The sequence below is a fragment of the Actinopolymorpha sp. B11F2 genome, assembly GCF_040195635.1.
Taxonomy (GTDB): Bacteria; Actinomycetota; Actinomycetes; order Propionibacteriales; family Actinopolymorphaceae; genus Thermasporomyces.
The window spans coordinates 154,219-177,784 of sequence record NZ_JBEFTX010000007.1; the positions used below are offsets into that span (position 1 = coordinate 154,219).

The following is a 23,566-nucleotide window of genomic DNA, read 5'->3' on the forward strand; positions in this document are numbered from 1 at the left end:
GATGCCCGGTGGCATGAGGAGGGCACTGGTGATGGGGGGACATGGCACCGGGTGACGGGGACAGATATCCGGTGGCATGGGACATGGGCACCGTGCCAGGGAGCGCGCCGGTCACTGGGGGGCGACCAGCGCCAGCGGGTGCGGCTTCGACACCGGAGCCGCACCCGCTTCCCTTTCCGGGATCGGCGTACCGTCGATCCGGCCCATCCCGCTCCCGTCACGTGACGGTCGACCAGGAAGGGACGAGGCGATCACCATGACGGCCACAAAGACCTGGACTGTCGAGATCTCCATCGACGAACACGAGAACCGCACCCGTGCGGTGGCGCGGCTGGTGACGAACGGGACCGCACGCACCGGGAAGGGCACCGCCCGACTCAACCCGAGCGACCGGAACGTGCCCATGATCGGTGACGAACTGGCAGCCGCGAGGGCACTGTCGGAGCTGTCGCACCAACTACTCCACGCCGCCGCCGACGACATCGAGAGTGTCACGGCCGAACCGGCCCACCTGCACTACTGAGCAGGTGGGCCTTGCACGCACCGTGACACCTCGACGCGCTGCTACGACGTCACGTCGGTCTGGGTGGCGAAAACGACGATATTGTTCGGGTACGCGGTTTCTTCTGACCAGGTGCCACCGCAGGTGACCAATCGGAGCTGGGCCCGGTCGGCCGGACCGTAGACGAGTCCGGACGGGAACTCGTCCTTGGGGTAGGACTGAGTGCCGTCGACTGTGAACTCGACGACCTTGCCGTCCTTGCGGGTGATCTCAACTGTGTCGCCAGGCCCCAACAGTCCGAGGTTGTAGAACGCGGCCGGACCCATCTTGGCCGTGTCGACGTGACCGACGAGGACCGCGTTACCGATCTCGCCCGGGCTCGCTCCTCGTTGGTACCACCCGGCGAAGTTGGCCTTGCTCCTGGGCGGGACCTGCACGGAGCCGTCGTCGTTCAATCCGAGGGTCATGATTCTCGTCTCGAGGCCGATCGACGGGATGGTGACCTCTATGGGCACCGATCGGGCCAGTCCAGTAGCGGGCTTTGCCTTCGCTCGGTTGACGTCGGCGACAGCGGATGCGGTGGGCGCGGCTGCGGATACGGGCTGGGGTGGCTGGCGGACGGGCGCGTTGAACGCCGCCAGCAGCAGACCGGTGCCGGCCATGGCGAGGGCGATGATGACGGCGACGCCGGCAGCCGGCCATGGGAACCCATGACCGGCGCCGGCCTTGTGCGCCGCCTTGCTAGGCGATGCTGCCATCTGTCCTACGCCGCCGCATCATCACGATGCCGCCAATGCCTGCCGCTGCGAGCGCGCCCGCTCCACTCACGGCGAGGCTGGTGTTGGTGTCGCTCGTGCCACCGTCGCCACCGTCGACCCCGCCGTTGGGAACGACGTAGAGGTGACCGTATGCACAGGAGCCCTTGAGCTTGTACTTGCCCGGGTCAGCGGAGGAGGGAATCTCCCCGCTTCCCCAGTAGACGAAGTGCTTGCGCTTCACGCCGTCCTTCTGCCCGTCGACCTCGTCGCCACCGACGCCGTCCTTCAGGCCCTTAGCCTCAGCCTTCTTCTTGTCCCACTTCTTCTCACCGTTGGGGACGGCGTTGCGGGGCTCAGACGTCGCATCGCCGTTCGGCGGCGCGGCATACTCTTCCACCATCTCGGGTCGGAGAGGGCCCTTCCACGGCCACAGCTTGACCTTGCCGGCGGCCTCCGACCACGCCCAGGCCTTGGGCTGCGGCTTGCTGCAGATCTGCAGGACCTTGACCTCGTGACCCGGCTTCGCCCATTGCGGGAAGGTCTTGATGATGCCCTTCTCGGGGTGATCGCCTCCGCCGCCGTCGGCCGTTGCGGCGGCGGCACCCGGAGCAGTGCTCAGCAGACATGCACCGGCCAGTGCGGCGCCAGCGACCATCCTGCCGAGGAACTTCTTGGACATAGGCTCTGTCGCTCCTTTTTCTTTCAGCTTCTTCTCAGCTCCAGCTGACGTTTCAACGCTGCCCGATGCACTTGTGTCCGCAAACGAAAGTCCGAGTCAGGCAGACAGTTGCACATCGCGACGATTACCCCGGTAGCTTGATGCAGCACCAGGGATGTCTCCATGTGGGATGAGAAGTAATGTCGAATCCGGCCGGTCGCAATAGTGAGGTGACTCGTGACTGGAAGGAACGATGAGATGCAGAATTATCCCGTGCACCTCGCGGGCCGGCGTGACGTGGATCTGAGCCGCTGGCTGTGGATCGTGAAGTGGTTGCTCGCGCTGCCGCACTACATCGTGCTGCTCGTCCTGTGGTTCGTGTTCTTGGTCCTGACCATCGTTGCGTGGTTCGCAATTCTTGTGACTGGCCGCTATCCGTGGCAGATCTTTCATTTCAACGAAGGTGTTCTCCGGTGGAGTTGGCGGGTCACCTTCTACGCCTTTGTGCTGGGCACGGACCGTTATCCGCCTTTCCGGGTGGGCAGTGACCCGAACTATCCGGCCGACCTGTCGGTCGACTATCCTGAGCGCCTTTCCCGTGGGCTCGTCCTGGTGAAGTGGTGGCTGCTCGCGATACCGCACTACCTGGTGGTCGGTGTCTTCACCAACGGTGTGAGCTCGGGCTGGTCCGGCAGCGGAATGTACGCAGAGGACGGTCAGGTGTGGTCCGCCCCCTGGCAGCCGGCGCACATCGGCCTGACCGGACTGCTGGCGCTGTTCGCCGGCGTCGTCCTGTTGTTCCGGGCGCGGTATCCGGACGGTCTCTTCGACTTCCAGATGGGCATGCAGCGCTGGATCTACCGCGTCAGCGGCTACGCACTCCTGATGCGGGACGAGTACCCACCGTTCCGAATCGACCTCGGCGGCGCGGATCCAGGCCAAGGGGCCGAACGGCCCGGACACACGACCGGGAACCACTGACCTTCGCCCCTGGCGGGAAGTCCTGTCTGACAACGAACCTGGGGACACCCGCACCACGAGTCCGCACCCGGAGGCCCACGCGATGCCAACCCGTCCACCACTGCGCCAGCTCGGTCTGAGCACCGGCAAGAAGGCGCGTCTGCACCGGATCCTTTTCCGGCACGGTCTCGGCAACGGGACGGCCATCTTTCTGCCCTACGACCAGGGTCTGGAACACGGCCCACGCGACTTCTTCGTCAATCCGGCAGCGGGTGATCCCGCCTACATCACGAAGCTGGCGGTGAAGGGCGGGTTCAACGGAATCGCTCTTCAGATCGGTCTCGCCGAGAAGTTCTACTGGGACTACGCGGGCGAGGTGCCGCTGATCCTGAAACTCAACGGCAAGACCGAGATTCCGTCCGACGCCGAGGCCCTCTCACCGTTGCACGCGAGCGTGGCGGACGCCGTCCGGCTCGGCGCGGACGCGGTGGGATACACGATGTACGTCGGCACTCCCGCACAGGAACAGGACTTCGCGCAGTACCACCAGGTCCGTGAGGACGCCCACCACTACGGGCTTCCGCTGATCGTGTGGGCATATCCGCGCGGGTCGGCGATCGACTCCAAGGGTGGCAAGGACTCCTTCTACGCGGTCGACTACGCCGCGCGAACGGCGAGCGAGTTGGGCGCTGACATCGTGAAGGTGAACTTCCCGAGACCCGAACTGCACACGGCCGTCCGTCAGGAGTACGCCCGCGACTTCTCCACCCAGGAGGCGATCGACGCTGTTGTCCGGTCGGCGAACCGCACCTATGTCCTCGTCTCCGGCGGCGAGAAGTCCGGCGACGAAGCGATGCTGGAGAAGGCCCGTCACGCCATGGAGGCCGGCGCGGTCGGCCTGATTTTCGGCCGGAACATCTGGCAGCGCTCCTACGACGACTCGCTCGCGTTCGTGGACCGGCTCAAGGAGATCCTCGCGAAGTACCCGGCCCTCTGAGCCAGCGGGTCGGTTCGGCGGAAGCCTTCCTGAGTCACGCCATCCTGTCCCAGGGCACCTGGAGCGACTGCGCATGGAGCCGGCACGACCGCGACAGGTACGGCCGCGTCGCACAGGACGGCTCGGGCCACCGCGCCGCCCTGCCGGTCGCCGAAATGGCTCGCGGGCCGGCCGGTGAGGCTCGACCTCGGACGGGGTGGGCGGGTGGAGGTGCCCAGCACCAGCAGGCGCGCATGCTCGGCGTGGGCGACCAACGCGGGCGCGGGATGGGTGTGCTCGACGACGACCGTCACGTCCACGTCGGCGAACCTGGCGCGCCATGGCGCGAGGATCTCGCCGAGGACATCGCCGAGTGCACTGCGCACCTCGCGGCTCGCGGAAGCACCCAGGTCCCACGCACACAGGACGACGAGTGGCGCGGAGGCCTGCCGGGCCGCCGCGAACGCGAAGTCCAGCGGCCCGATGTCGTGAGGCGGGATGTCGACGCCGACGAGCACATGCCGTCCCTGGTCCTGGCCCGGAACCCACTCGGGCGGGACGACGACCAGCGGGATCGCGCTCTCTGCCACGAGCGTCGTCGACGTCGAGCCGAGGACACGTGACGCGAGCCGCCCGCGGCCACGCCGCCCCACGACACAGAGCGGCGATCGGTTGGAGGCGTCGATCAGGACCTCGCTCGCTGGCCCTTCGTACAGCGCCGTTCCCACGACCCGACCAGCATTCCGCCCTCCTGCGAGATGCGCCCGGGCCGCCGTGAAGACTTCCCTGCCTTCGTCGTACATCTGGCTCATGTTCGCCTGCGGGCTGAGGTGGTGGCGGACTCCGGTGCGCTGGTACGCATGCACCATCCGCACCCGGACGCCGCGTCGGGCGGCTTCGTCGACGGCCCAGTCGAGGGCCCGGAGGCCGTTGTCCGAACCGTCCACCCCGACCACGATCGCCGGTTTGCTGTCCGGACGCGGCATGTGGGTGTTCCTCTCACCAAGGTCAGTCGCCGTCGGTCCCAGCCTCGCAACCCGCCTCCGGCCATATGAGCGGGTTGCGAGTCCGTGGGTCCCTCGGCGGCCCCAGAGCAGACCTTGGGCCCATTCGAGCCCCGGGCGGTCGGGAAATGCTGGATTCGGGGGCGTGTGCCGACAGGCGCGCGACGGGGGAGGTCGTCATGGTCCGACGCCGGGTTCGTCGACGGAGCGGCCGGTGGGCGGTGGCCTTCGCCCGGCGGCTCGCATGGACGCGCAACCCGATGTACCGCACGTCGGACCGGGTAGAGGGGTTACTCCTGTTGGCCGTGCTCGTCGCCGCGCTCGTGGCGATCCCGCTCGCGATCGGCGTCGGACGGACGGCGTACGACGACGGCCTGCGGCAGTCGGCGCAGCTGACCGCGGCGGGGCACTGGATTCGCGCGACGCTGGTGGAGACCGTCCCGGAGACGGCGGTGTCCCAACCGGACGCGCCGACCACGCTCACCACCTTGGCGCGCGCGCGGTGGAAGGCACCCGACGGGTCACTCCGGGAGGCGAAGGTGCCGGCGAAGGCGGGTACGGCGGCCGGGACGAAGGTGCCCGTCTGGGTGAACGAGTCCGGCCAGGCCGTCCGGCCCCCTCCCCGTACGGACCAGGTGTCGGACAAGGCCGTCGCGACCGGACTGACCAGCTGGATGGCGATGGAGCTGGGCGTGGTGGTGAGCTTCCTGCTGCTGCGCTGGCTGCTCGACCGGCGCAGGCTCGCCTCCTGGGAGGCCGAATGGCAGCGGGTCGCTCCGCGCTGGACCAGGAAGCTCCGATGAGAAGCTGCCAGGGGCTCTTCCCGGCCCGTGGGGACCTTCGTCTCTACCGACACCCGCTCCCAGCACGGACCCTGGCGTTGGCGTCCGCCACAGTGCCACGCAGGCAGGCTGCGCCGACATTCCACACACGCCTGCCACGCAGGCAGGGCGCCGGAGGTGACGGATGGCCTTGAGAGCGGTCCCGCGACAGGGCATACCGAGACCGCGGGCGCCGAAGGCCGCAAGCGCGCGCCTGCAACCCAACCTGGGCGACTATGTACGAGTTCGGCGCGACTTCTCCTGGGATGCCGCCCGTACCTGGCTGACAGGTCTCCCCGAGGGCCGCGGACTCAACATCGCCTACGAGGCGGTGGATCGGCACGCCACCGGGCAACGCGCCCGGCAGGCGGCGCTGCGCTGCCGGGACGCGCATGGCCAGCTGACCGAGCTGACCTACGAGGAGCTGCGGACGTCGACCAACCGGTTCGCCGGTCTGCTGGAAACTCTCGGGGTCGAAGCGGGGCATCGGGTCTTCTCGTTGCTGGGAAAGGTTCCGGAGACCTATCTCACCGCGCTCGGCGCCCTCAAGGTCGGTGGAGTCTACGGTTCGTTGCCCGTTGACTCCGACTCCGACGCGATCCGTGCACGGATGGAGCTCGCCGGTGTCCGGGTGCTCGTGACGACGGCAGAGCTGTACAAGCGCAGGATCGCGCCGATGCGTGACAGTCTGCCGGAGCTGACCCACGTACTGGTCGTGGGCGAGTCTGAGGGTGTCGAGACGATCGACCTGCACGCGGCACTCGCGGACATGGACGAGTCGTTCGTGATTCCCCCCACTGACGAGAGCGATCCGGCCCTGGTCTGTTTCACCGGCGGGACGACCGGTCCCCCGAAGGCGACGCTCTTCCCGCACGAGGCCGTCGTCGCCCAGCATGCGACGGCTGCGTACGCCCTGGACCTGCACGCGGGTGACGTGGTGTGGTGCGCCGCCGACTGCGTCGAGGCGGCCAGCGTGTCCTACGGCATCGTCGCCCCGCTGACCCACGGCGCGACGGCAGTGACCGACGCCACCGCGTTCGACATCCGCGGGACGTACGAACTGTTGCAGCAGGCGCGGGTGAGTGTCTGGTACACCACACCTGGGGCGCTGCGTGCGATGCGGCACGAGGGCAGCGACCTCGCACGGTCCTACGACCTGTCGGCGCTACGTTTCATCGCCAGCGTGGGCGAACCGCTGGATCCGGAGTTGGTGTTGTGGGGACAGGACGCGTTCGGCCGTCCCGTGCACGACACCTGGTGCCAGACGGAGACCGGCACGATCACCATCAGCAACTTCGCCAGCATGGACATCCGGCCGGGGTCGATGGGCAGGCCGATGCCCGGTGTCAAGGTCGCCTTGCTGGGCCGCGGAAGTGACGGCCGCCCGGAGCTGGTCGACGGTGAGCTACGCGAGATCAACGACCCGTACGAGGTGGGGGAGATCGCCGTACGTCCGGGTTGCCCGTCGCTGTTCCGCGGCTATCTCGGCGACAACGAACCGGAGGGCATCGACTCCTGCCTCACAGCGGGATGGCACCTCACCGGTGACCTGGCCCGCCGGGACAACGACGGCTACTTCTGGTACGCCGGCCGGGTGGCTGACGCCATTGCCACCGGCGGGGACGGCGGGCCGCCGATCGGTGCGTACGACATCGAACGCATCCTGCTCGAACATCCGGCAGTCGCCGAGGCCGCCGTGGTCGCGAAGCCCGATCCAGCCGGCGGCGAGGCCGTCAAGGCCTACGTCACGCTCCACCCGGACCGCTCGCCAGATGACGACATGCGCAGTGAGGTGCTGGAGTTCGCGGCGAAACGACTGAGCACGCTGGCACCGGCGGACGTGGAGTTCGTGCCACGTCTGCCGCGGAACCGGAACGGCAGTCTGCTCCGGCAGGACCTGAGGACGCCCGTGGCGGACTCACCCTGAGGGACCTTCGGCACTGGCGGGTTGCGGCGAGCCGCGAACATGGTGAACGCATGTTCGTCAGCCTCGACCTCCGCAAGCATGCGGAGGACCTGGTGGACAAGGCGCGGATGGCTCCGTCTCTCCACAACGCCCAACCCTGGACGTTCCGGGTCAGGTCGAACGCGGTGGAGATCTATGCGGACCGCTCGCGCGCCATTCCGGTCCTCGACCCCGACGACCGCCAGCTCCTGGTCGGCGTCGGTGCCGCGGTCTTCGCGATCCGGCTCGGCATCAGCGTGCTCGGCGCAGAGCCAAGCCTCGCCTTGCTCCCCGGCGCCGAACACGGTGATCTCGCCGCGCTGGTGACGGTCGGACCGGAGCACCGGCCGACCGAAGCGGAGACGCTACTCGCCGAGCAGGTGTCGTCCCGCCGGACGATCCGGGAACGCATGACTCCTCAGGTTCCGGCACCGGTACGCGAGGGCCTCACCGCGGCCGCCAGGCTCGAGGCGGCGACACTCAGCTGGGTCGGTGACCCTGAGGCGCGGCGACATCTTGCCCATCTGGTCGCCCTCGCCGATCGCCGCGAGCAGGCCGACCCCCGGATCCGTGCCGAACTCGACCGCTGGGTGGGCGGCGAGGCGCCGAGGTACGGCTCGGGCATACCGGCGGAAGCACCCGGACCGGACGCTTCGGCCGGAGGCGACATGACGGCCGCTGGCCAGGACGTCCGCGGCGGATGGGACCACGGCGGTCGACCGCACCCCACGCCCGCGATCGACCCGACAGAGCCGGAACCGACGGTGGCGGTCCTCACCACCGGCGGCGACCGGCCGGCGGACTGGTTGCGGGCGGGTCAGGCGTTGCTGCGCGTACTCCTGACCGCGACCGCGGACGGCCTCGGGGCGTCGTACTTCAACCAACCGCTCGAGCTGCCCGACCTCCGCTCACGTGTCAGGGACGAGCTCGGCCTGCCGGGGTTCCCGCAGCTCATTCTTCGGTTCGGTCGTCCGGTCGGAGGTTGGCCGGTTCCGACTCCCCGCCGACCGGTGTGCGACGTCCTGCGCCCGTGACCTGTGTGCGTGACCTGCGCCCCGTGACCGGTGTGCGTGACCTGTGTGCGACCGCCCAGCGCCGTCACGGGTCAAGGACCACTACGTCACGTCTCCTGCCGACGACCGCGAGCTCGGCGAGATCACGTACGACGATCTGCGCACCGCGCGCCCGGAGGGTGGCCGCCCAGTCGCGACGCGGGGGATCGGGGTCGCGGGCGACGGCGATGACCAAGCCGTACTCTGCGCGCCGCGCCGCTTCCACACCGGCGAGGGAGTCCGCGACCACGGCCAGTTGGCGTGGCGGGAGGTCGAGCCGGCGGGCCGTTTCGAGCAGCAGCACAGCCTCCGGCCGGGCGGTCGGGTCGAGACCGACGGTGATGCTGGCGTCGACCCGGAGATCGAACAGCTTCTGCACCTTGGCGGCCGCGAGGACGCGGGCGCAGTGTGGGCTGGGAGAGAAGGCGGCGGTGGGGGCGCCTCGGCCACGCACCTCACGGACGAGTGTGACCGCGCTCCGGAACGCGGCGACGCCGTACCGGTCGATCTCCTGCAGGAAATACCGTGTCGCGCGCGCGGCGATTGCCCGCGCGGTCCCGTCGGGCAGGGTGATGCCGCGTGAGGCCAGGAAGGCGCGGACCCCGTCCATGTGGGGCTGGCCATGGAGGTGGTGGAGATAGTCGGTACGGATGTCGAACGGCCGCAGCTGTGCGCCCGCCTCACGGTTCCGCCGGCGCAGGAACTCGTCGAAGCTTCGCTTCCAGGCCGCCGCATGGACCCGCGCCGAGTCGATGACCACGCCGTCGGTGTCGAAAACCACCGCACTGATCCGGTCGAGCGGAATGGCAGGCTGCTCAGCTGTCATCGGCTGCTCCTTACCCGAGGGCGACCCGGCACGCCGAGTCAATGACGGGAAAGTCGCAGGTGGCGGGAGCTCCGGGCCGCCGGCGACGGAACTACCGGTGGGCGAGCACCTGGTGCTGACGCCGACCGGAGACGGTGAGTTCGTCGAGATCGTTCACCACGACGTGAGCACCCAGCCGGTAGAGCTCGCTGCGTTCGTCCCTCCGGTCGACCCCGATGATCGGTTCGAAGCAGCCGTTCCAAGCCGCCTCGACCATGAGCGGAGTCGTGGTGACCACCGCGCTGCGTCGCGGCGAGACACCGAGACGATGCGTCGCTTCGAGCAGCGTCGCCGGGTCGGGAGCGGCCGGCAGACCGGCAAGAGCGGCGTCGATCCCGTCCACACGGATGTCGAACAACCCGGTGGCGTGAGCGCAGGCGAGAACCTGTGCGCAGTTGCGGCTGGAGGAGATGGCCGCCGTGCGTACCCCGCGATCCTTGAAGTCGCGCAGCAGTGCGACCGCGGAGGCGTACGTACGCACGCCCCACTCACGGAGTTCCTCGAGGAACCTGGCGTTCTTGCGGGCGGCCAGTGACTGCACGGTGTCGGCATTGCGATCGGTCGAGGTCTCGCGCAGGGCGATGCCGCGGGCGGTCAGGAAGTTGCGGACCGCTTCGGTGCCGGTACGGCCGTCGGCGTAACGCCAATAGTCCGCTGACATCTCGAAACCGGGTATCTCCAGGCCCGACCGCTGGTTGTAACGGTGCAAGAAACCGTCGAAGACCTTCTGCCACGCAGCACCGTGCAGACGTGCGGTATCCACCACCACGTCGTCGGCGTCGACCAGTACGGCGTCGATGCGGTCCAGGTGAAGGGTCGGAGAGTTGTTACTCATAGGTGCAGACCTCAGCGCCGCGCGGTCAGGGCAGCGGTCATCGCCCGGGACTCGTTTCGCACCTTCTTAGCGTGGTGGGGTCCTGGGACGGGACCGCAGAGGCTTCGGTCATGGCGGGGTGGGACCTTCGCCTGCTGAACGAGGAAGTCACGCCGAACGACGCTGAGAGGCGTCCACCATCGCCGATGACACGGGCGACGGGAAGGCACGGAGCGGGTGACCCCGTCCGGACGGAAGTGAACGGATTCGGCCGGATCGGGCAAAACGTCGCAACGGCGGCTCCGACGCCGTGTCCGTTCGGGGGTCAGGTCGGTCCTCACCGTCGTACCCTGCAGAAGTAGGCCGGCCACCCTGGTAGTCGTGCTTGGCCGTCCCGGAGTTTCGTGCTCGGTGGTCTCGGTGGTCTCGGTCCCGGTGGAGGTGTCATCGTGCTCGTCCAGGAACTCGAGCCGCTCGAGCGCGAGATCCTCGTCACGGCGGCGATCCTCGCGCCGTCCATGCACAACACCCAGCCATGGCGGTTCCGCTTCCGGCACCGCACCGTCGAAGTGCACCGCGACCCCGACCGGGAACTGCGTGCCGAGGACCCCGAGGGCCGGATGACGATGATCGGCGTGGGTGCCGCCGTCTTCAACATCCGGGTCGCGGCCGCATCGCTCGGACACAAGACCACGATCCGGCTGGCACCTGATCCCGAGCGCGACACCCTCGCGGCCGAGGTGACGATCGAGCCACCGACCAGCGATCTGACCGACCCCGCCGAACTGTTCGCCTACCTCTCCCGGCGCCACACCAACAGATGGCCGTTCGCCGACCGGCCCATCCCTGCGGAGACTCGCCAGCAGCTGTCCGACGCCGCCGAACGCGAGGGCGCCAGGCTCGAATGGGTCGAGGACGACCACCGGGTCCGCTGGCTGCTCGAGCTCGCCAGAGACGCCGAGATTGCCGAAGCCGACGACCCGCGCCGGTTGGCGGAGCGGCAGCGGTGGGTGGGCGGGGATCGGGACCGGGACGGCGTGCCCTCGAGTGCCCTTGGGCCACGGCCGGCGGAACCGTCAGCGGTGCGCGACCTGGCGGTCGAGCCGCACGATCAGCTGCGCGGGTCCGCCCACTTCGAGGCACGTCCGGCCCTCGCCGTCCTGTGGACTGAGCGGGACGACCCGCAGACCTGGGTGTGCGCGGGACAGGCGTTGCAACGTGTCCTGGTGGTGGGGACGACCCACGGGCTTGCCGCCTCGCTGGTGAACCAGCCGATCGAACACGCCGAACTTCGCTGGCTCGTCCGGGATCCCTCCTCCGGCTGGATCGAACCTCAGGTGGTGATCCGGTTCGGCTACGGTCCCGAGGTCGCACCGACGCCGAGGCGACCAGTCGAGGAGTTCATCCTCGACGACGAGCAGCGGCCGTCCGGCGAGGTGGCAGGCAGCAGCGCGACCAGAGACGATGGACCTGGCGACGACGGATGCGCCGGGGATGACCTTCCGTCCGTCCCCAGGCAAGGACGGTGAGGACCATGCCGGCAAACGACGCGACCTCCGCACTCCCGTTCGTCGTGGGGATCGACGAGTCCACGGGATCGGTCGACGCCGCACGGTGGGCCGCCGCCGAGGCGCAACGGCGGAACCTCCCGTTGCGGCTCGTCCACGCGTTCGCGTGGCCGCTCATGCACGTGCCCGCTGGCATGTGGCGCATGGGACCGGAGGGTGGACTGCGTGCGCACGCGGAACAACTGCTCGCCGACGCCGCCGAGGCCGCACAGGTCACCGCCCCGGGTGTGGAGATCACGACCGCGGTCCGTACCGACTTCGCCCTGCCGATGCTGGAGGACGAGAGCAGGAACGCGACCTGGGTCGTCGTCGGCACCAGAGAAGCCGGCGCCGTCGCCAGGGCGATCGTCGGCTCGACCACCATCCAGCTCGTCGGCCGGTCACACTGCCCGGTCGTGGTCGTCCGTGGCGATCTCTCCCCACGTGAGGAGGACCTCGTCGTGGTGGGTGTCGACGGTTCCCAGCTAGGAGCTGCCGCGATCGGGCTCGGCGTCGAGGAGGCCGCCCGCAGAGGCGGTCGGCTGCTCGCCGTCCACGTTGTACGTCATGGTCTTTCGGCACGGTCCGGAGCGCCCGACACGTCCGCCGGACTCCGGCTGCTCAACGGCGTGCTCGCCGGATGGCGGGAGAAGCACCCGGACCTTCCCATCGAGGAGCGGGTTCTGTCCGGTCATGCCGCCGGGTCCCTCGTCGACCTGTCGCAGCGAGCCGTGCTCGTGGTCGTCGGCGCCCGTGGGCGGGGAGGTTTCACCGGCATGCTGCTCGGCTCCGTCAGCCAGACGCTCCTGCAACACGCGCACAGCCCGGTCATGGTCGTGTCGGCGCGCTATGAGGGCCTTCCGTCGACCGAGCCCTGACCGGCTCGCCGAGCCGCAGATGACCACGCTGCCCATGCTTGTGGCGTCCGGACAGGTGTCGGTACCTGTTCCGGTTACCACAAGCATGGGCAGCGTGGTCATTCATGTGCGCGGCAGAGCCGCAGGTCGGTGCGTCAGGCCTTCCGGGCACGGGCGCGGAGCTTCTCCCGGTCGGTCTGCGCCAGCACCGACTTGCGCAGCCGGATCGCTGCTGGCGTGACCTCGACGCATTCGTCCTCGCGGCAGAACTCCAGCCCCTGTTCGAGGGCCATCTCCTTCGGCGGAACCAGGCGCTCGAGCTCCTCGGCCGTCGACGACCGGACGTTGGTGAGCTTCTTCTCCCTGCAGGCGTTGACGTCCATGTCCTCCGGCCGGGAGTTCTCGCCGACGATCATGCCTTCGTACACCTCGGTGCCGGGCTTCACGAACAGCGTCCCGCGCTCCTGCATGTTGAAGCAGGCATACGCCGTGACGCTCCCGCGCCGGTCCGCGACGAGCGAACCGCGGGGCCGGGTCCTCAGGTCTCCCGCCCACGGTTCGTACCCCTCGAACACGTGGTGGATGAGCCCGGTGCCGCGAGTCTCGGTGAGGAACTCGGTACGGAAGCCGATGAGCCCACGTGCCGGCACGAGGTAGTCGAGGCGTACCCATCCGGTCCCGTGGTTGACCATCTGTTCCAGCCGACCGCGACGCAGGCCGAGCATCTGGGTGACGACGCCGACGTAGTCCTCGGGTACGTCGATGGTGACGCGTTCGACCGGCTCGTGGACCTTGCCGTCGACCACCTGGGTGACGACCTGGGGCTTGCCGACCGTGAGCTCGAAGCCTTCGCGACGCATCAGCTCGACGAGGACGGCCAGCTGCAGTTCGCCACGGCCCTGGACCTCCCAGGTGTCGGGACGTTCGGTGTTCTTGACCCTGATCGACACGTTGCCGACGATCTCCGCGTCGAGGCGGTTCTTGACAAGTCGGGCAGTCAACTTGCCGCCGCTCTTGCCCGACAGCGGACTCGTGTTGATGCCGACCGTGACCGAGATCGACGGCTCGTCGACGCGGATCACCGGCAACGGACGCGGGTCGTGGAGATCGGCGAGTGTCTCACCGATGGTGATGTCAGGAATGCCGGCAATCGCGGCGATGTCACCTGGTCCGGCCTTGTCCGCGGGTACGCGGTCGAGGGCCTGCGTCATCAACAGATCGGTGATCTTGACCCGTTCGACGGTGCCGTTTGCCCGGCACCAGGCCACCGTGGCGCCCCGGGTCAGCTCGCCCTGATGGACGCGGCAGAGCGCCAGCCTGCCGAGATACGGCGACGCGTCGAGGTTCGTGACGTGTGCCTGCAGTGGTGCGCCCTCGTCGTAGGAAGGAGCCGGCACGGTCGCGAGGATCGTCTCGAACAGCGGTCGCAGGTCCGGGCTCGCGGGAATTGTGCCGTCCTCGGGCTGCTCGAGCGTGGCCCGGCCAGCCCGCGCCGAGGCGTAGACGATGGGGAAGTCCAGCGCGGAGGTGTCGGTCGACGGGTCGTCGAGCAGGTCGAGGAACAGTTCGTAGGTCTGGTCGACGATCTCGGCGATCCGCGCGTCGGGGCGGTCGACCTTGTTGACCACGAGGACGACGGGGAGCTTCTTGCGGAGCGCCTTGCGAAGGACGAATCTCGTCTGGGGAAGCGGTCCCTCGGAGGCGTCGACGAGCAGGAGTACGCCGTCGACCATCTCCAGGGCCCGCTCGACCTCGCCGCCGAAGTCCGCGTGGCCGGGGGTGTCGACGATGTTGAGCGTCACCGGACCGTCGTCGGGGGTCTCCCACCGGACCGCGGTGTTCTTGGCGAGAATCGTGATGCCCTTCTCGCGCTCGAGGTCCATCGAGTCCATGACCCGTTCGTTGACGTCCTGGTTCTCCCGAAAAACCCCGGACTGCCACAGCATCGCGTCGACCAGCGTGGTCTTGCCGTGGTCGACGTGAGCGATGATCGCGACATTGCGGAGATCGTTGCGGGTGGCCATGCCTGTCATCCTTCCCGACCCCTTGTGGCCACCGCCGAGCGGGGCGCTCTCTCTCCACCCCAGGTCGGGACGGTCATCGTCGGGGACGGGTGCGGGGGCACTGAAGGGGGCAGGGGTTCGTCTCAGCGGAGCCGCCAGAGCACCGGCGTGGTGAGGACACCGATCCTCGGTACACCGAACGCGGCCGTCAAGAGATCGACCGGCCCACGCAGCGCGCCGGGACCAACCAACGTCGTCGCCGCCGCGGCCAGGTCCTCGCTCGACTCCGGGCTCCGCATGCGTTCGAGAATGCCGAGCCGGGGAGCGATGCGGACATCGGCCTCGTCCCGGCTGATGCCGACGTGTGCACAGGCGATCTCGAGCGCGCGCTCGAAACCGCCCAGCTCATCGACGAGACCGCGGGCCTGCGCGTCGGCGCCGCTCCAGACCCGCCCGCGGGCGGCACCCTCGACATGCTCGCGGGAGAGCCCGCGGTCGGAGGCGACCTTCGCGGTGAAGTCGTCGTAGACCTGGTCGAGCCAGCTCTCGAGGCGCTGCCACTCGTCGTCGGAGAACTGCCGGTACGCCGAGAACATCCAGGCGTTCCGCCCTTCCGCGACCCCGTCGCGGGCGATGCCGAGCCGGTCGAGCAGATCCCGGACGACGGCCTTGCCGCCGAGGACGCCGATGGAGCCGGTCAGGGTGCTGGGCTGGGCGACGATCGTGTCCGACGCCATCGCGATGAAGTAGCCGCCGGACGCGGCCGCGCTCCCCATCGACACGATCACCGGCTTGCCGGCGTCGCGGACCCTGCGTACCTCCCGCCGGATGGCGTCGGAGGCGACGTAGGAACCACCAGGGCTGTCCACGCGCAGCACCACGGCACGGACATCGGAGTCGCTCGCGGCGGCCCGAAGCGCGGCGCCCATCGTGTCCGAGCCGATCGAGGTTCCGCCAAGGCCGCGCCGGGTCGACCGCCCGAGATGGATGTCGCCGGTGCCATGGACGACGGTGACGGCCGGACCCTTGGACAGTCGGCTCAGCGCGTGCCGGGGCTCCAGCTGACGGGCGCGGCGGTAGCGGTGGACGAACCTCAGGCGTACCCCACCCAACCGGCGGCGCAGCTGCGCGTACACCTCGTCCCGGTAGCCCAACTCGTCCACCAGTCCGGCGTCCTTGGCTTGCGATGCCGACAGCGGAGCGCGGTCGACGAGCTCGCGGACCTGGCCGCTCTCCAGTCCTCGCCCGTCGGCGATACCGGCGACGATCTGCTCCATGGCGGAGGCGGCCAACCGGCCGGCGGCCTCGCGGTGGGCGTCGGTCATCTCGCTGGCGAGGAAGGTGTCGGCGGCGTTCTTGTATTCGTAGCGCTGGGACATCTGTGGCAGAACGCCCAGTTTCGCCAAGGCGTCCTTGACGAAGACCGCTTCGGCGATCAACCCGGTGAGGCCGACGTCACCGGACGGCTGGACCCAGATGTCGTCGAAGGCCGTCGCGAGATAGTAGGGGACGGTTCCCGGTCCGAACTCGCCGAAGGACTCCGCCCATGCCACGGTGGGCTTGCCGGTCGCCGCGAACGCTCGGACCGCCGACCGCAGCTCCTGCACCTGCGCGAGCGCCACGGGGTGGCCGCCGACATGCGCGACGAGGCCGGCCACGTCAGGGTCCCGGGTGGCGAGGCGGAGACCGTCGACCAGATCCCGCAGCAACGGCCGGCGTCGGGCCAGCGCGGCGGAGATCGGATCCTGGGGCGGAGCCTCCAGGAGCGGCTGGGTGAGGTCGAGTTCGAGCAGCGTGGCCACCATGGGCCCACTTTACGGTGGCCCCGGACACCCGGTTGGGGCCGTGGGCTGGACGTAGGACAGAATGTCCGGGCAGCAGGAGGGGAGTATTCCTTCGCGGCGGCATCGTCATCACGGTTTCCCGGGCAGGTTGTCCGGCACCCGGTGCCGGCGGCCTCAGCGCCTCAGGCGGAAGAGACCTCCGAGGGAGCGACATTTTTCTTCTTCGGAGGTTGACGCGTGAGCATTCATCCCTGGGTCTGGATCGCCACAGTCGGTGTTCTCGGCGTGATCCTTGCCGTCGACGTGTTCGTGATCGGCCGGCGACCTCATGAGCCGTCGATGCGCGAGTGCACGATGTGGATCTCGATGTACGTGGCGCTCGCCATGCTCTTCGGCTTGGGCGTGTTCGTTGTTTCCGGCGGCCAGTATGCCGCAGAGTTCTTCGCCGGTTGGATCACCGAGTACAGCCTGTCGGTGGACAATCTCTTCGTCTTCCTGGTGATCCTGACGAGGTTCGGGGTCCCTCGCGCGTACCAACAGACGGCACTGCTGATCGGCATCATCCTGGCCCTCGTGATGCGAGGGTTTTTCATCGCCGTGGGTGCCGCGGCCATCAGCGCGTTCTCGTGGGTCTTCTACCTCTTCGGCGCGTTCCTGGTCTATACGGCGGTCCAGTTCGTACGCCAGGGCGAGCAGGACGAGTCGGACTACAAGGAGAACGTGGTCATCCGCTGGGCGAAGCAGAACCTCCCCATCACCGACCAGTACAACGGCGTCCGGCTCACCCTCATCGAAGGCGGCAAGCGCCTGGCGACGCCGATGCTGATCGTGATGATCGCGTTGGGTACGACCGACCTGCTCTTCGCCCTCGACTCCATTCCCGCGATCTACGGCCTGACCAAAGAGCCCTATCTCGTCTTCACGGCCAATGTCTTCGCGCTGATGGGGTTGCGGCAGCTGTACTTTCTCCTGGGCGGGCTGATCAACCGGTTGGTCTACCTTTCCTACGGCCTCGCGGTCATCCTCGGCTTCATCGGCGTCAAGCTCATCCTGCATGCCGTGCACGACAACACCCTGCCGTTCATCAATGGCGGAAAGCCGCTCGAGGGCGTTCCCGACATCGGCATCGGATGGTCCCTGACCGTCATCATCGGCACGCTTGCGGTCACGACGGTGGCGAGCCTCGTCAGAAGTCGAAGTCTCAGCAAGAGCGACCAGCGCTAGATGTACCCGGCCAACAGGTTGGTCACAGTCGGCTGATCGCGGGTAGTCCGCCGAGTGCGGCCAGAGCGGTGTTCCCCGGGGTGTCAGCCTGAGTCGCGCGCGGCCCTCAGTCGACGCAACGGAGGGGCCTTCTGGGGTGGCACCCGACGCGGAGGCATCTCCTCGAGCAGAGCTTCGGTGATCTTGGCGACCTCGGCGGCGGCCTTCTCGATCGGGCCACGAGTGGCGTTGCTCAGACTCCCGACGCCTGTGACCTTGCGTACGTACTGCAGAGCCGCAGCGTGGATCTCTTCGTTGGTCGCGGGCGGTTCGAGTCCTCGCAGGACGGTGATGTTCCGGCACATGCCTCGACCTTACGCGCGACGTCAGCCACCGGGGCGTCGAGCTGATCCCAGGGGCGTGCCCTAGATGACCCGGCCGGCATCGCAGACCAGCGTGCGGCGACGGTCTGCTGTGAGCGGCTCCTCGACCACCTGCTGGCCGGTGGCAGGCGCGTGCAGCATGACCCGGTCCTCACCGATGGCGAACCCGACATGGTGGACCGGCTTGTCAGGTCGTACGAAGAAGTAGAGATCGCCAGCGACCGCCCGCTCCGCCGGGACTCGCTTGGCGGCAGCGGCCTGGTCGTGGGCGTCGCGGGGAACGATCAACCCGAGGGCGCGGAACGTGAGGTGGACCAGCCCCGAACAATCCAGCCCGAATGCGGACGTGCCACCCCAGAGGTAGTCGAGCCCGATGAATCGGCGCGCCGCGGTGAGGACGGCCTGTCCTGGGGCCGGCGCGCCCTGGCCGGCGACCGATCGACCCGCACCGGACGGACGTACGACGCAGGCCGAGGTGTCCAGCCAGCCCTCTCGGTTCCCAGGGAGGCGGACCCGGACGCCGGCGCTGGCCTCTTCGGTCACCGCGAGGATGGTGGCGTACGAAGCCTCGGTGAGGGTGGCCGTGCCTTCGGGTGCGTCACGCACCGGCGCGGCCTCGACCGCCACGACCGCCTCGCGGTCCGACGGCGCAGCCGCGGCCGCGACGTGGGCGCGTGGAACCCAGCCGGGGTAACCCCGCGGGTCCAGGCCAGAGGGTTGCCAGAGCGCGACGACCTTCAGCCAGTCGCCTCGCTCCTCGATGACCTCGACCGGCTCGCCGAGCAGGAGTTGGGTGAGGACCCGGTCGTGCAGGTCACGCCGGGCGGGCACGTCGAGGCTCTCGGCCCACCGTCGAGGGTCGGCCAGAGGGGCGACGATGTGCGCGTCGATCTCTCGTACCGCGCCCGGGTCGATCCACAGGGTGGTGGCCGGAACGCAGATCGCTGTGCTTGTCGCGACGGAGAGGTCAGGCGCTGACATGGCGTCACGGTACCGGAGACACCGCCGCTGGCGTGGTTCCCAGCCTCGGCTTCGCGATTCCGCACCGTCGCGACCAGGTGAGCGGGGCCCGGGCCGGTCAACAGCTGACGAGGGAGATCAGGTGGGATAGATGGTGGGCACGCCGCCGAGGTAGCCGGGCCATCCACAACGGTTGAGGTCGGGTGGGGGAGCGGTGTCCTCCGTCAGTAGCTCGTCGACGAGGAAGAGTCGCGATCCGCCGTGCCGGAGCCGCAGGAGGAACGCCAGCGTCCCTGCCAGACCGCCGCCGTAGCCGGCGGAGACGTCCCGGAGCGAGTCGTCCGGGAGCAGGACCCTTCCCTCGCGGCGGCAGTGTCGTACGGCGAGCAGTGGGACCATGTCCTCGGCCCAGACCCGGTAGGTGCCGTCGGCGAGGAAGTCCGCGGCATCGAGGAGGAACTCCCCGTCTCCGGCAAGGCCGTGGCAGGTTCCTGGCCGTGACGTCCAGCGGGCCCGGTGGACGGCGCCGGCGGCGGCTCTCGCGTACTCACCGAATCTCTGCTCGCCCGTCACCATGGCGAGCCTGAGCAGGAAGGTTCCGATCCCCGCGGGACCGTCACACCGGTGTGGCCGATCCGACGTGGTGCCATCGAGGTCTTCGCACCACCATGCCGAACCGTCGTCGTCCATCCGCGCTGAGCGGCAGAGCGTGTAGCCGGCCTCACCGGCCAATGTGACGTAGCTGGAGTCGCCGAGCGCAGTACCGACGGCGAGCAGGGCATAGCCGATGCCCGCGATGCCGTGAGTGAGTCCGAGGCGTCCGCTCGGGGTGTGCGAGGTCGGCGCGCCGTTGGCGTTGGGTGGGGTGCCTGGCCCGACGGGCCAGGTCGGTCCACCAGGTCCCGGCACGGCGGTGTCGCGGAGGGCCGCGGCATAAGTGGCCGCGCGGTCGCAGAAGCGGCTGTCGCCGTCCTGACGCATTCGACCGGCTGGATGGGTACCTGGCCGCCGCCAACGCCGCTGGCCGGTGAGACGGGCGAGGCGGAGCTGGAGCAGCGCAGCGCCTGCCAGCCCGTCGGCAAGTCCCGGGTCGGGCCAACTCGTCGGCAGGGTGAGCGCGATGTGTTCGGCCTGCGCGTGCAGGTGAGGTTCGCCGAGGACCGCTGAAGCGTCCGTGAGAACCCATGCGACACCCGCGGGGCCGTGGAGGAGACCAGGAGGTTGGGTGTCGGCGGGTGTGCACCGGGCGGACAGCCAGGACGCGGCCTTGCGGGCGGCCGCCTCGACCGCGAGCGGAGCGATGTCGTCGGTCGCGTCCTGGCTGTGCGCACGCAGCAGGACCGCGAGGACGCCCGCCGCCCCGTGTTGGATGCTCGCCGAATCCGTGCGTGCGCCGTGCGGACCGGGCGGCCACAGTGTCTCTTCGTCGGGACACATCGCTGCGGTCAGGTGGTCGAGCCCATCGGCGAGCAGCTCCTCGGCGGGTGGCAGTGCCTGACCGCGAGGCAGGACCCGGTCTCTGGACCCGCGCTCGCCACCAGGCAACCTGTCGGCGAGGAGTCGGTCGAGCTGAGCCAGGTCACCGCGTTCGCTCGGCTGCGGGCACAGCAGGGCCATGATCGCCGGCCGCAGAACCCTGGCCGCGTCGTTGTAGCGCGAGACGAGAGCCAGCCAGTTGGCCAGTCGTTCGCGGACCGGTCGCTGCGCCGGTGCGTCGGCCGCAAGCACCGGATCGTTTCCGGTTGCCAGGTGGAACAGCAGCCCGCCCAGACTGTAGAGATCCTCCGCCGGTGCCGCGGGAAGGGGCAGACGGCGGGTACCCGACTCGGGCGCGGTGTAGCCCGGTGTTCCTCGGTGCAACAGCACCGATCCCCGGTCGGTCGCTCCGGCGAGATCGCGGAGCATCGGCTCCCCGCCGGGGCTGACAAGGAGCCGGTCGGGATTGAGGTCACGCAGTACGAGTCCGGCCTCGTGCACCGAGGCGAGGAGGAGGCGGAGTCGGCGGGCCATGGTGAGGGCCAGCTCGGCCGGCAGGCCCGCGCCGGCACCTGTGTGCTGGCGTACCCACTGACGCAGGGGCACGCCGGCCATGCGCTCCTGGACACTCACCAGGTCGCCCGCCACCGCGAAGAGGTCGAGGGGGAGCGACACCGGGACGCTGCCGTGGACGCGAGCGGCGAGCCGTGCCTCATGGAGGAGTCGGGCGCGGGCGTCGCGCCCGTGGACGTCGACGTCGGCGTGGGCGCGGGCATGTGTGAGCACGACGGTGGACCTGCCGGCTGTCGGGCGTTCGTCCGTCGCGAGGTACGCACCACCCGTCGGATCGAACCGAAGGGTCCGGTGCACGACGTACCGGGCGCCGAGGCGTTGCCCGATGCCGATGCCGCCGTCGATGCCGCCGTCGATGCCGTGGTGGCGGGAATCGGTGGACTCGCCCGAACCACCGCGGGCGCCTGTGCCATCGGCAGTGACCGAGACGGCCACCAGGCTGCGTGGCCGGACGGGCCGAGCCCCCGGAATCCGCGGTCCCGCGAGCCCTGCGGTCGTGAGGTGCAGGTCTTCTGCAAGGTCGGCGAACTCCGCGTCGTCGCGGGGGTGGACGGCAAGACATCGCCCGAAGTCGTCCTTGGGACAGTCGGGTTGTCCGAGCCAGCGCACCCGTTCGACCGTCGACGCGAACGAGAAGGGCACCCGCCGGCGGGCGAGGATGGTGATGGCCCGCGTGAAGACGGTCCGCACCGACTCAGGCGTCGCTGACACGTACAGCGTCCCACCCGCGGCCCCGCCACCGTCCTGCGGACCGACCAGGTCACTGGAGTGGTCGGTTGGGCGGTCGAACAGGTGGTCGCTCGGCCGGTCGGCAGGCAGCGCGGAGTGCAACGGGTGACCGGCCCGGATCTGCCAGACGCGTCCTGAGACGCGAACGATCAGCTCCGAGACCAGGTTCGTCAGGTTGTCTCCGCGGAGTCTGACCGGTGGCACTGACCCCACGCCCTCTCGATCTTGCACTTTAGGTGGTCATACGACTACCAAGAGTGCATGATCTCCGCAACCGAAACGAGGCAGAATCCCAACTCGATTCGATCACGGGCCCGCCGGCCCGCCGGCCCGCCAGCCCCGCCGGGCCTCCAGGGTCAGAGGCTGAACCTGTCGGCCCAACTCGCGGCCGCCACGCGTGCGGCCAGCGCACAACCATCGTCGTGGGAGAGCGGCGCGGTCGTGCAGCTCACCAGGAGGTACGCCGGCGCGTCGGGAGGATGGACGAGGGCCACGCTGTGCCGGATCCCGTCGACCCAGCCGTTCTTGTGCGCGACCGGCGTGCCGGGAGGAAGTCCGCGTACGACGTCTTCGGTGATCTCCTGGGCGCGCAGCACGTCGAGCATCTCCCGGCATCCGGCAGGGGACACGTGTCCCCAACGCGTCCGTGCCTCCGCACCGAGGGCCAGCGCTCCCATCAGGCCGGCGAGGTCGCTGGCGGTGACGAGATTGGCGAGGCCCGCCTGTTGGGCCGGCTCGTCCTGAATGCCACGGGTGACCACCGCGTGCCGTGCATCTGCGGCTCGCCAGGCCGCCGCGACCGGCTCGGGGCCGACACGCTCGAGTGCGAGGTTGGTGGCGAGGTTGCTCGACCTGACGATCATCCGGCGGACAAGCCAGCGCAGCGGCGCGGTCCTGCCGAGGAACCGCCACGGCTCAGGGTCGCTGTCGTAGTCGGCGGTCGACCGGTACGTCGCCCCGCGCCCTGCCGCTGAGACGAACTCGTCGTGAACGGCCACCTCCGCGTCGAGGTCGAGCTCACCTGTCTCCGCCAGCTGGTACGCCGCGATCATGACCGCGACCTTCATCGTGCTGGCGGCGTAGTGGGTGTGATCGGCGTTCAGGGAGTACGCCGGACCCGCGCCAGGGTGACCGCACCAGACCGAAACCGTACCCGGCACCGCGGCGAGTTCGGCGCCGAGGGCGCAGAGATGAGGCACCCGCGAAGGATTCAGGCTCACGGCGCCGGCCGCTCGGGAGGTGTCCCGGCGGTGAGGTCGAACGCCCACTGCACAGTGGCGAGGGCGGTACGCACGTCGACGCCGAGTGCGCGGGCGGTCGCGGCGTAGGTCTCGGCGGCGGTACGGAGCGGATCGTCCCGACCCGGTAGGGCCGCGGCGACGACCGTGCCGTGCCGGCGCGCGGTGTGCAGGACCCCTTCGGCCTCGAGCTCCTTGTACGCACGTGCGACCGTGCCAGGCGCCACTCCCAGGTCGGCGGCGAGCTGGCGGATCGGCGGGAGCCGGGTGCCTACCGCCAGGTGCCCCTCGTCGATCTGCGCGAGGATCTGGTCGCGTACCTGCCGCCAGGGCGGAGTTCGGCTTGCGCTGTCGACAGCGATCCTTGCCATGCAACCCCCATGAGATCGGATGCGGCGAAAGTTTCGGTTGGCGGAAATCGGCGTGCGGGTCACCGCGCAGGCGGCCGGCCGTCGGTC

21 protein-coding genes are annotated in these 23,566 nt (G+C 69.2%); 9 read left to right on the top strand and 12 right to left on the bottom strand.

The window, feature by feature from the left end; all coding sequences use genetic code 11:
- Positions 1-256 precede the first annotated feature (256 nt).
- Positions 257-523 (top strand): DUF1876 domain-containing protein, encoded by a 267-nt coding sequence (locus ABN034_RS15125; RefSeq protein ID WP_349328655.1) that lies wholly within the window; start codon positions 257-259, stop codon positions 521-523.
- 41 nt (positions 524-564) lie between these two features.
- Here the strand turns inward: ABN034_RS15125 and ABN034_RS15130 are convergent, their stop codons facing one another.
- Both ABN034_RS15130 and ABN034_RS15135 read right to left on the bottom strand, forming a co-directional pair.
- Positions 565-1,260, bottom strand: coding sequence for a class F sortase (locus ABN034_RS15130; protein WP_349691642.1), 696 nt, complete (start codon positions 1,258-1,260; stop codon positions 565-567).
- A complete protein-coding gene (locus ABN034_RS15135; protein ID WP_349691643.1) occupies positions 1,244-1,939 on the bottom strand; it encodes a GVDTG sorting domain-containing protein in 696 nt (231 codons plus the stop codon). The genes ABN034_RS15130 and ABN034_RS15135 overlap by 17 nt, the downstream gene beginning before the upstream one ends.
- 237 nt (positions 1,940-2,176) lie before the next feature.
- Between ABN034_RS15135 and ABN034_RS15140 the strand changes: the two genes are divergently transcribed.
- Together ABN034_RS15140 and ABN034_RS15145 are read left to right on the top strand one after the other, a co-directional pair.
- Positions 2,177-2,899, top strand: coding sequence for a DUF4389 domain-containing protein (locus ABN034_RS15140; RefSeq protein ID WP_349691644.1), 723 nt, complete (start codon positions 2,177-2,179; stop codon positions 2,897-2,899).
- Between the two features lie 82 nt (positions 2,900-2,981).
- Positions 2,982-3,875 (top strand): class I fructose-bisphosphate aldolase, encoded by an 894-nt coding sequence (locus ABN034_RS15145; RefSeq protein WP_349691645.1) that lies wholly within the window; start codon positions 2,982-2,984, stop codon positions 3,873-3,875.
- On the opposite strand, the gene ABN034_RS15150 is transcribed toward ABN034_RS15145, so the two are convergent.
- Complete coding sequence (locus ABN034_RS15150) at positions 3,809-4,840, bottom strand: universal stress protein (protein ID WP_349691646.1); 1,032 nt, start codon at positions 4,838-4,840, stop codon at positions 3,809-3,811. The two genes, ABN034_RS15145 and ABN034_RS15150, sit on opposite strands and share 67 nt — an antisense overlap.
- Positions 4,841-5,037: 197 nt before the next feature.
- Between ABN034_RS15150 and ABN034_RS15155 the strand changes: the two genes are divergently transcribed.
- From ABN034_RS15155 to ABN034_RS15165, 3 genes are all read left to right on the top strand, one after another.
- The gene (locus ABN034_RS15155) at positions 5,038-5,661 is read left to right on the top strand and encodes an Rv1733c family protein (RefSeq protein ID WP_349691647.1); all 624 of its coding nucleotides are present in this window, start codon (positions 5,038-5,040) and stop codon (positions 5,659-5,661) included.
- Between the two features lie 163 nt (positions 5,662-5,824).
- Positions 5,825-7,606, top strand: a complete 1,782-nt coding sequence (locus ABN034_RS15160; RefSeq protein ID WP_349691648.1) for an AMP-binding protein — start codon at positions 5,825-5,827, stop codon at positions 7,604-7,606.
- 50 nt (positions 7,607-7,656) lie between these two features.
- Positions 7,657-8,658: an Acg family FMN-binding oxidoreductase gene (locus tag ABN034_RS15165; RefSeq protein WP_349691649.1), complete on the top strand. Its 1,002-nt coding sequence runs from the start codon at positions 7,657-7,659 to the stop codon at positions 8,656-8,658.
- Positions 8,659-8,722: 64 nt separating this feature from the next.
- Here ABN034_RS15165 and ABN034_RS15170 read toward each other — a convergent pair whose 3' ends face one another.
- The gene (locus tag ABN034_RS15170) at positions 8,723-9,502 is read right to left on the bottom strand and encodes an HAD family hydrolase (protein ID WP_349691650.1); all 780 of its coding nucleotides are present in this window, start codon (positions 9,500-9,502) and stop codon (positions 8,723-8,725) included.
- Positions 9,503-9,593: 91 nt separating this feature from the next.
- Complete coding sequence (locus ABN034_RS15175; RefSeq protein ID WP_349691651.1) at positions 9,594-10,376, bottom strand: HAD family hydrolase; 783 nt, start codon at positions 10,374-10,376, stop codon at positions 9,594-9,596.
- Between the two features lie 428 nt (positions 10,377-10,804).
- Here ABN034_RS15175 and ABN034_RS15180 point away from each other — a divergent pair, with 428 nt between their 5' ends.
- Positions 10,805-11,884, top strand: a complete 1,080-nt coding sequence (locus tag ABN034_RS15180) for an Acg family FMN-binding oxidoreductase (protein ID WP_349691652.1) — start codon at positions 10,805-10,807, stop codon at positions 11,882-11,884.
- A gap of 5 nt (positions 11,885-11,889) precedes the next feature.
- Complete coding sequence (locus ABN034_RS15185; RefSeq protein WP_349691653.1) at positions 11,890-12,780, top strand: universal stress protein; 891 nt, start codon at positions 11,890-11,892, stop codon at positions 12,778-12,780.
- A gap of 134 nt (positions 12,781-12,914) precedes the next feature.
- Here the strand turns inward: ABN034_RS15185 and typA are convergent, their stop codons facing one another.
- Complete coding sequence (gene typA, locus ABN034_RS15190) at positions 12,915-14,783, bottom strand: translational GTPase TypA (protein ID WP_349691654.1); 1,869 nt, start codon at positions 14,781-14,783, stop codon at positions 12,915-12,917.
- Positions 14,784-14,905: 122 nt separating this feature from the next.
- A complete protein-coding gene (gene sppA / locus ABN034_RS15195; RefSeq protein WP_349691655.1) occupies positions 14,906-16,567 on the bottom strand; it encodes a signal peptide peptidase SppA in 1,662 nt (553 codons plus the stop codon).
- A gap of 216 nt (positions 16,568-16,783) precedes the next feature.
- On the opposite strand from sppA, the gene ABN034_RS15200 reads away from it, so the two are divergent.
- A complete protein-coding gene (locus ABN034_RS15200; protein ID WP_349691656.1) occupies positions 16,784-17,770 on the top strand; it encodes a TerC family protein in 987 nt (328 codons plus the stop codon).
- Between the two features lie 83 nt (positions 17,771-17,853).
- On the opposite strand, the gene ABN034_RS15205 is transcribed toward ABN034_RS15200, so the two are convergent.
- The 5 genes from ABN034_RS15205 to ABN034_RS15225 form a co-directional block, all read right to left on the bottom strand.
- Positions 17,854-18,114, bottom strand: a complete 261-nt coding sequence (locus ABN034_RS15205; protein ID WP_349328638.1) for a DUF2277 domain-containing protein — start codon at positions 18,112-18,114, stop codon at positions 17,854-17,856.
- A 60-nt stretch (positions 18,115-18,174) separates the two neighbouring features.
- Positions 18,175-19,113, bottom strand: a complete 939-nt coding sequence (locus ABN034_RS15210) for a C40 family peptidase (protein WP_349691657.1) — start codon at positions 19,111-19,113, stop codon at positions 18,175-18,177.
- Between the two features lie 117 nt (positions 19,114-19,230).
- A complete protein-coding gene (locus ABN034_RS15215) occupies positions 19,231-22,074 on the bottom strand; it encodes a protein kinase/lanthionine synthetase C family protein (RefSeq protein ID WP_349691658.1) in 2,844 nt (947 codons plus the stop codon).
- A gap of 152 nt (positions 22,075-22,226) precedes the next feature.
- On the bottom strand, positions 22,227-23,069 hold the full coding sequence (locus ABN034_RS15220; protein WP_349691659.1) for a serine hydrolase: 843 nt from the start codon (positions 23,067-23,069) through the stop codon (positions 22,227-22,229).
- A gap of 17 nt (positions 23,070-23,086) precedes the next feature.
- On the bottom strand, positions 23,087-23,479 hold the full coding sequence (locus ABN034_RS15225; RefSeq protein WP_349691660.1) for a GntR family transcriptional regulator: 393 nt from the start codon (positions 23,477-23,479) through the stop codon (positions 23,087-23,089).
- Positions 23,480-23,566 lie beyond the last annotated feature (87 nt).

Bases quoted from the DNA above. Each gene is read 5' to 3' on its own strand.
- ABN034_RS15165 (WP_349691649.1), top strand. From the start codon at position 7,657: ATGTTCGTCAGCCTCGACCTCCGCAAGCATGCGGAGGACCTGGTGGAC.
- ABN034_RS15160 (WP_349691648.1), top strand. From the start codon at position 5,825: ATGGCCTTGAGAGCGGTCCCGCGACAGGGCATACCGAGACCGCGGGCG.
- ABN034_RS15145 (WP_349691645.1), top strand. From the start codon at position 2,982: ATGCCAACCCGTCCACCACTGCGCCAGCTCGGTCTGAGCACCGGCAAG.
- ABN034_RS15125 (WP_349328655.1), top strand. From the start codon at position 257: ATGACGGCCACAAAGACCTGGACTGTCGAGATCTCCATCGACGAACAC.
- ABN034_RS15150 (WP_349691646.1), bottom strand. From the start codon at position 4,840: ATGCCGCGTCCGGACAGCAAACCGGCGATCGTGGTCGGGGTGGACGGT.
- sppA (WP_349691655.1), bottom strand. From the start codon at position 16,567: ATGGTGGCCACGCTGCTCGAACTCGACCTCACCCAGCCGCTCCTGGAG.
- ABN034_RS15225 (WP_349691660.1), bottom strand. From the start codon at position 23,479: ATGGCAAGGATCGCTGTCGACAGCGCAAGCCGAACTCCGCCCTGGCGG.
- ABN034_RS15205 (WP_349328638.1), bottom strand. From the start codon at position 18,114: ATGTGCCGGAACATCACCGTCCTGCGAGGACTCGAACCGCCCGCGACC.
- ABN034_RS15135 (WP_349691643.1), bottom strand. From the start codon at position 1,939: ATGTCCAAGAAGTTCCTCGGCAGGATGGTCGCTGGCGCCGCACTGGCC.
- ABN034_RS15140 (WP_349691644.1), top strand. From the start codon at position 2,177: ATGCAGAATTATCCCGTGCACCTCGCGGGCCGGCGTGACGTGGATCTG.
- ABN034_RS15130 (WP_349691642.1), bottom strand. From the start codon at position 1,260: ATGGCAGCATCGCCTAGCAAGGCGGCGCACAAGGCCGGCGCCGGTCAT.
- ABN034_RS15185 (WP_349691653.1), top strand. From the start codon at position 11,890: ATGCCGGCAAACGACGCGACCTCCGCACTCCCGTTCGTCGTGGGGATC.
- typA (WP_349691654.1), bottom strand. From the start codon at position 14,783: ATGGCCACCCGCAACGATCTCCGCAATGTCGCGATCATCGCTCACGTC.
- ABN034_RS15170 (WP_349691650.1), bottom strand. From the start codon at position 9,502: ATGACAGCTGAGCAGCCTGCCATTCCGCTCGACCGGATCAGTGCGGTG.
- ABN034_RS15210 (WP_349691657.1), bottom strand. From the start codon at position 19,113: ATGTCAGCGCCTGACCTCTCCGTCGCGACAAGCACAGCGATCTGCGTT.
- ABN034_RS15175 (WP_349691651.1), bottom strand. From the start codon at position 10,376: ATGAGTAACAACTCTCCGACCCTTCACCTGGACCGCATCGACGCCGTA.
- ABN034_RS15155 (WP_349691647.1), top strand. From the start codon at position 5,038: ATGGTCCGACGCCGGGTTCGTCGACGGAGCGGCCGGTGGGCGGTGGCC.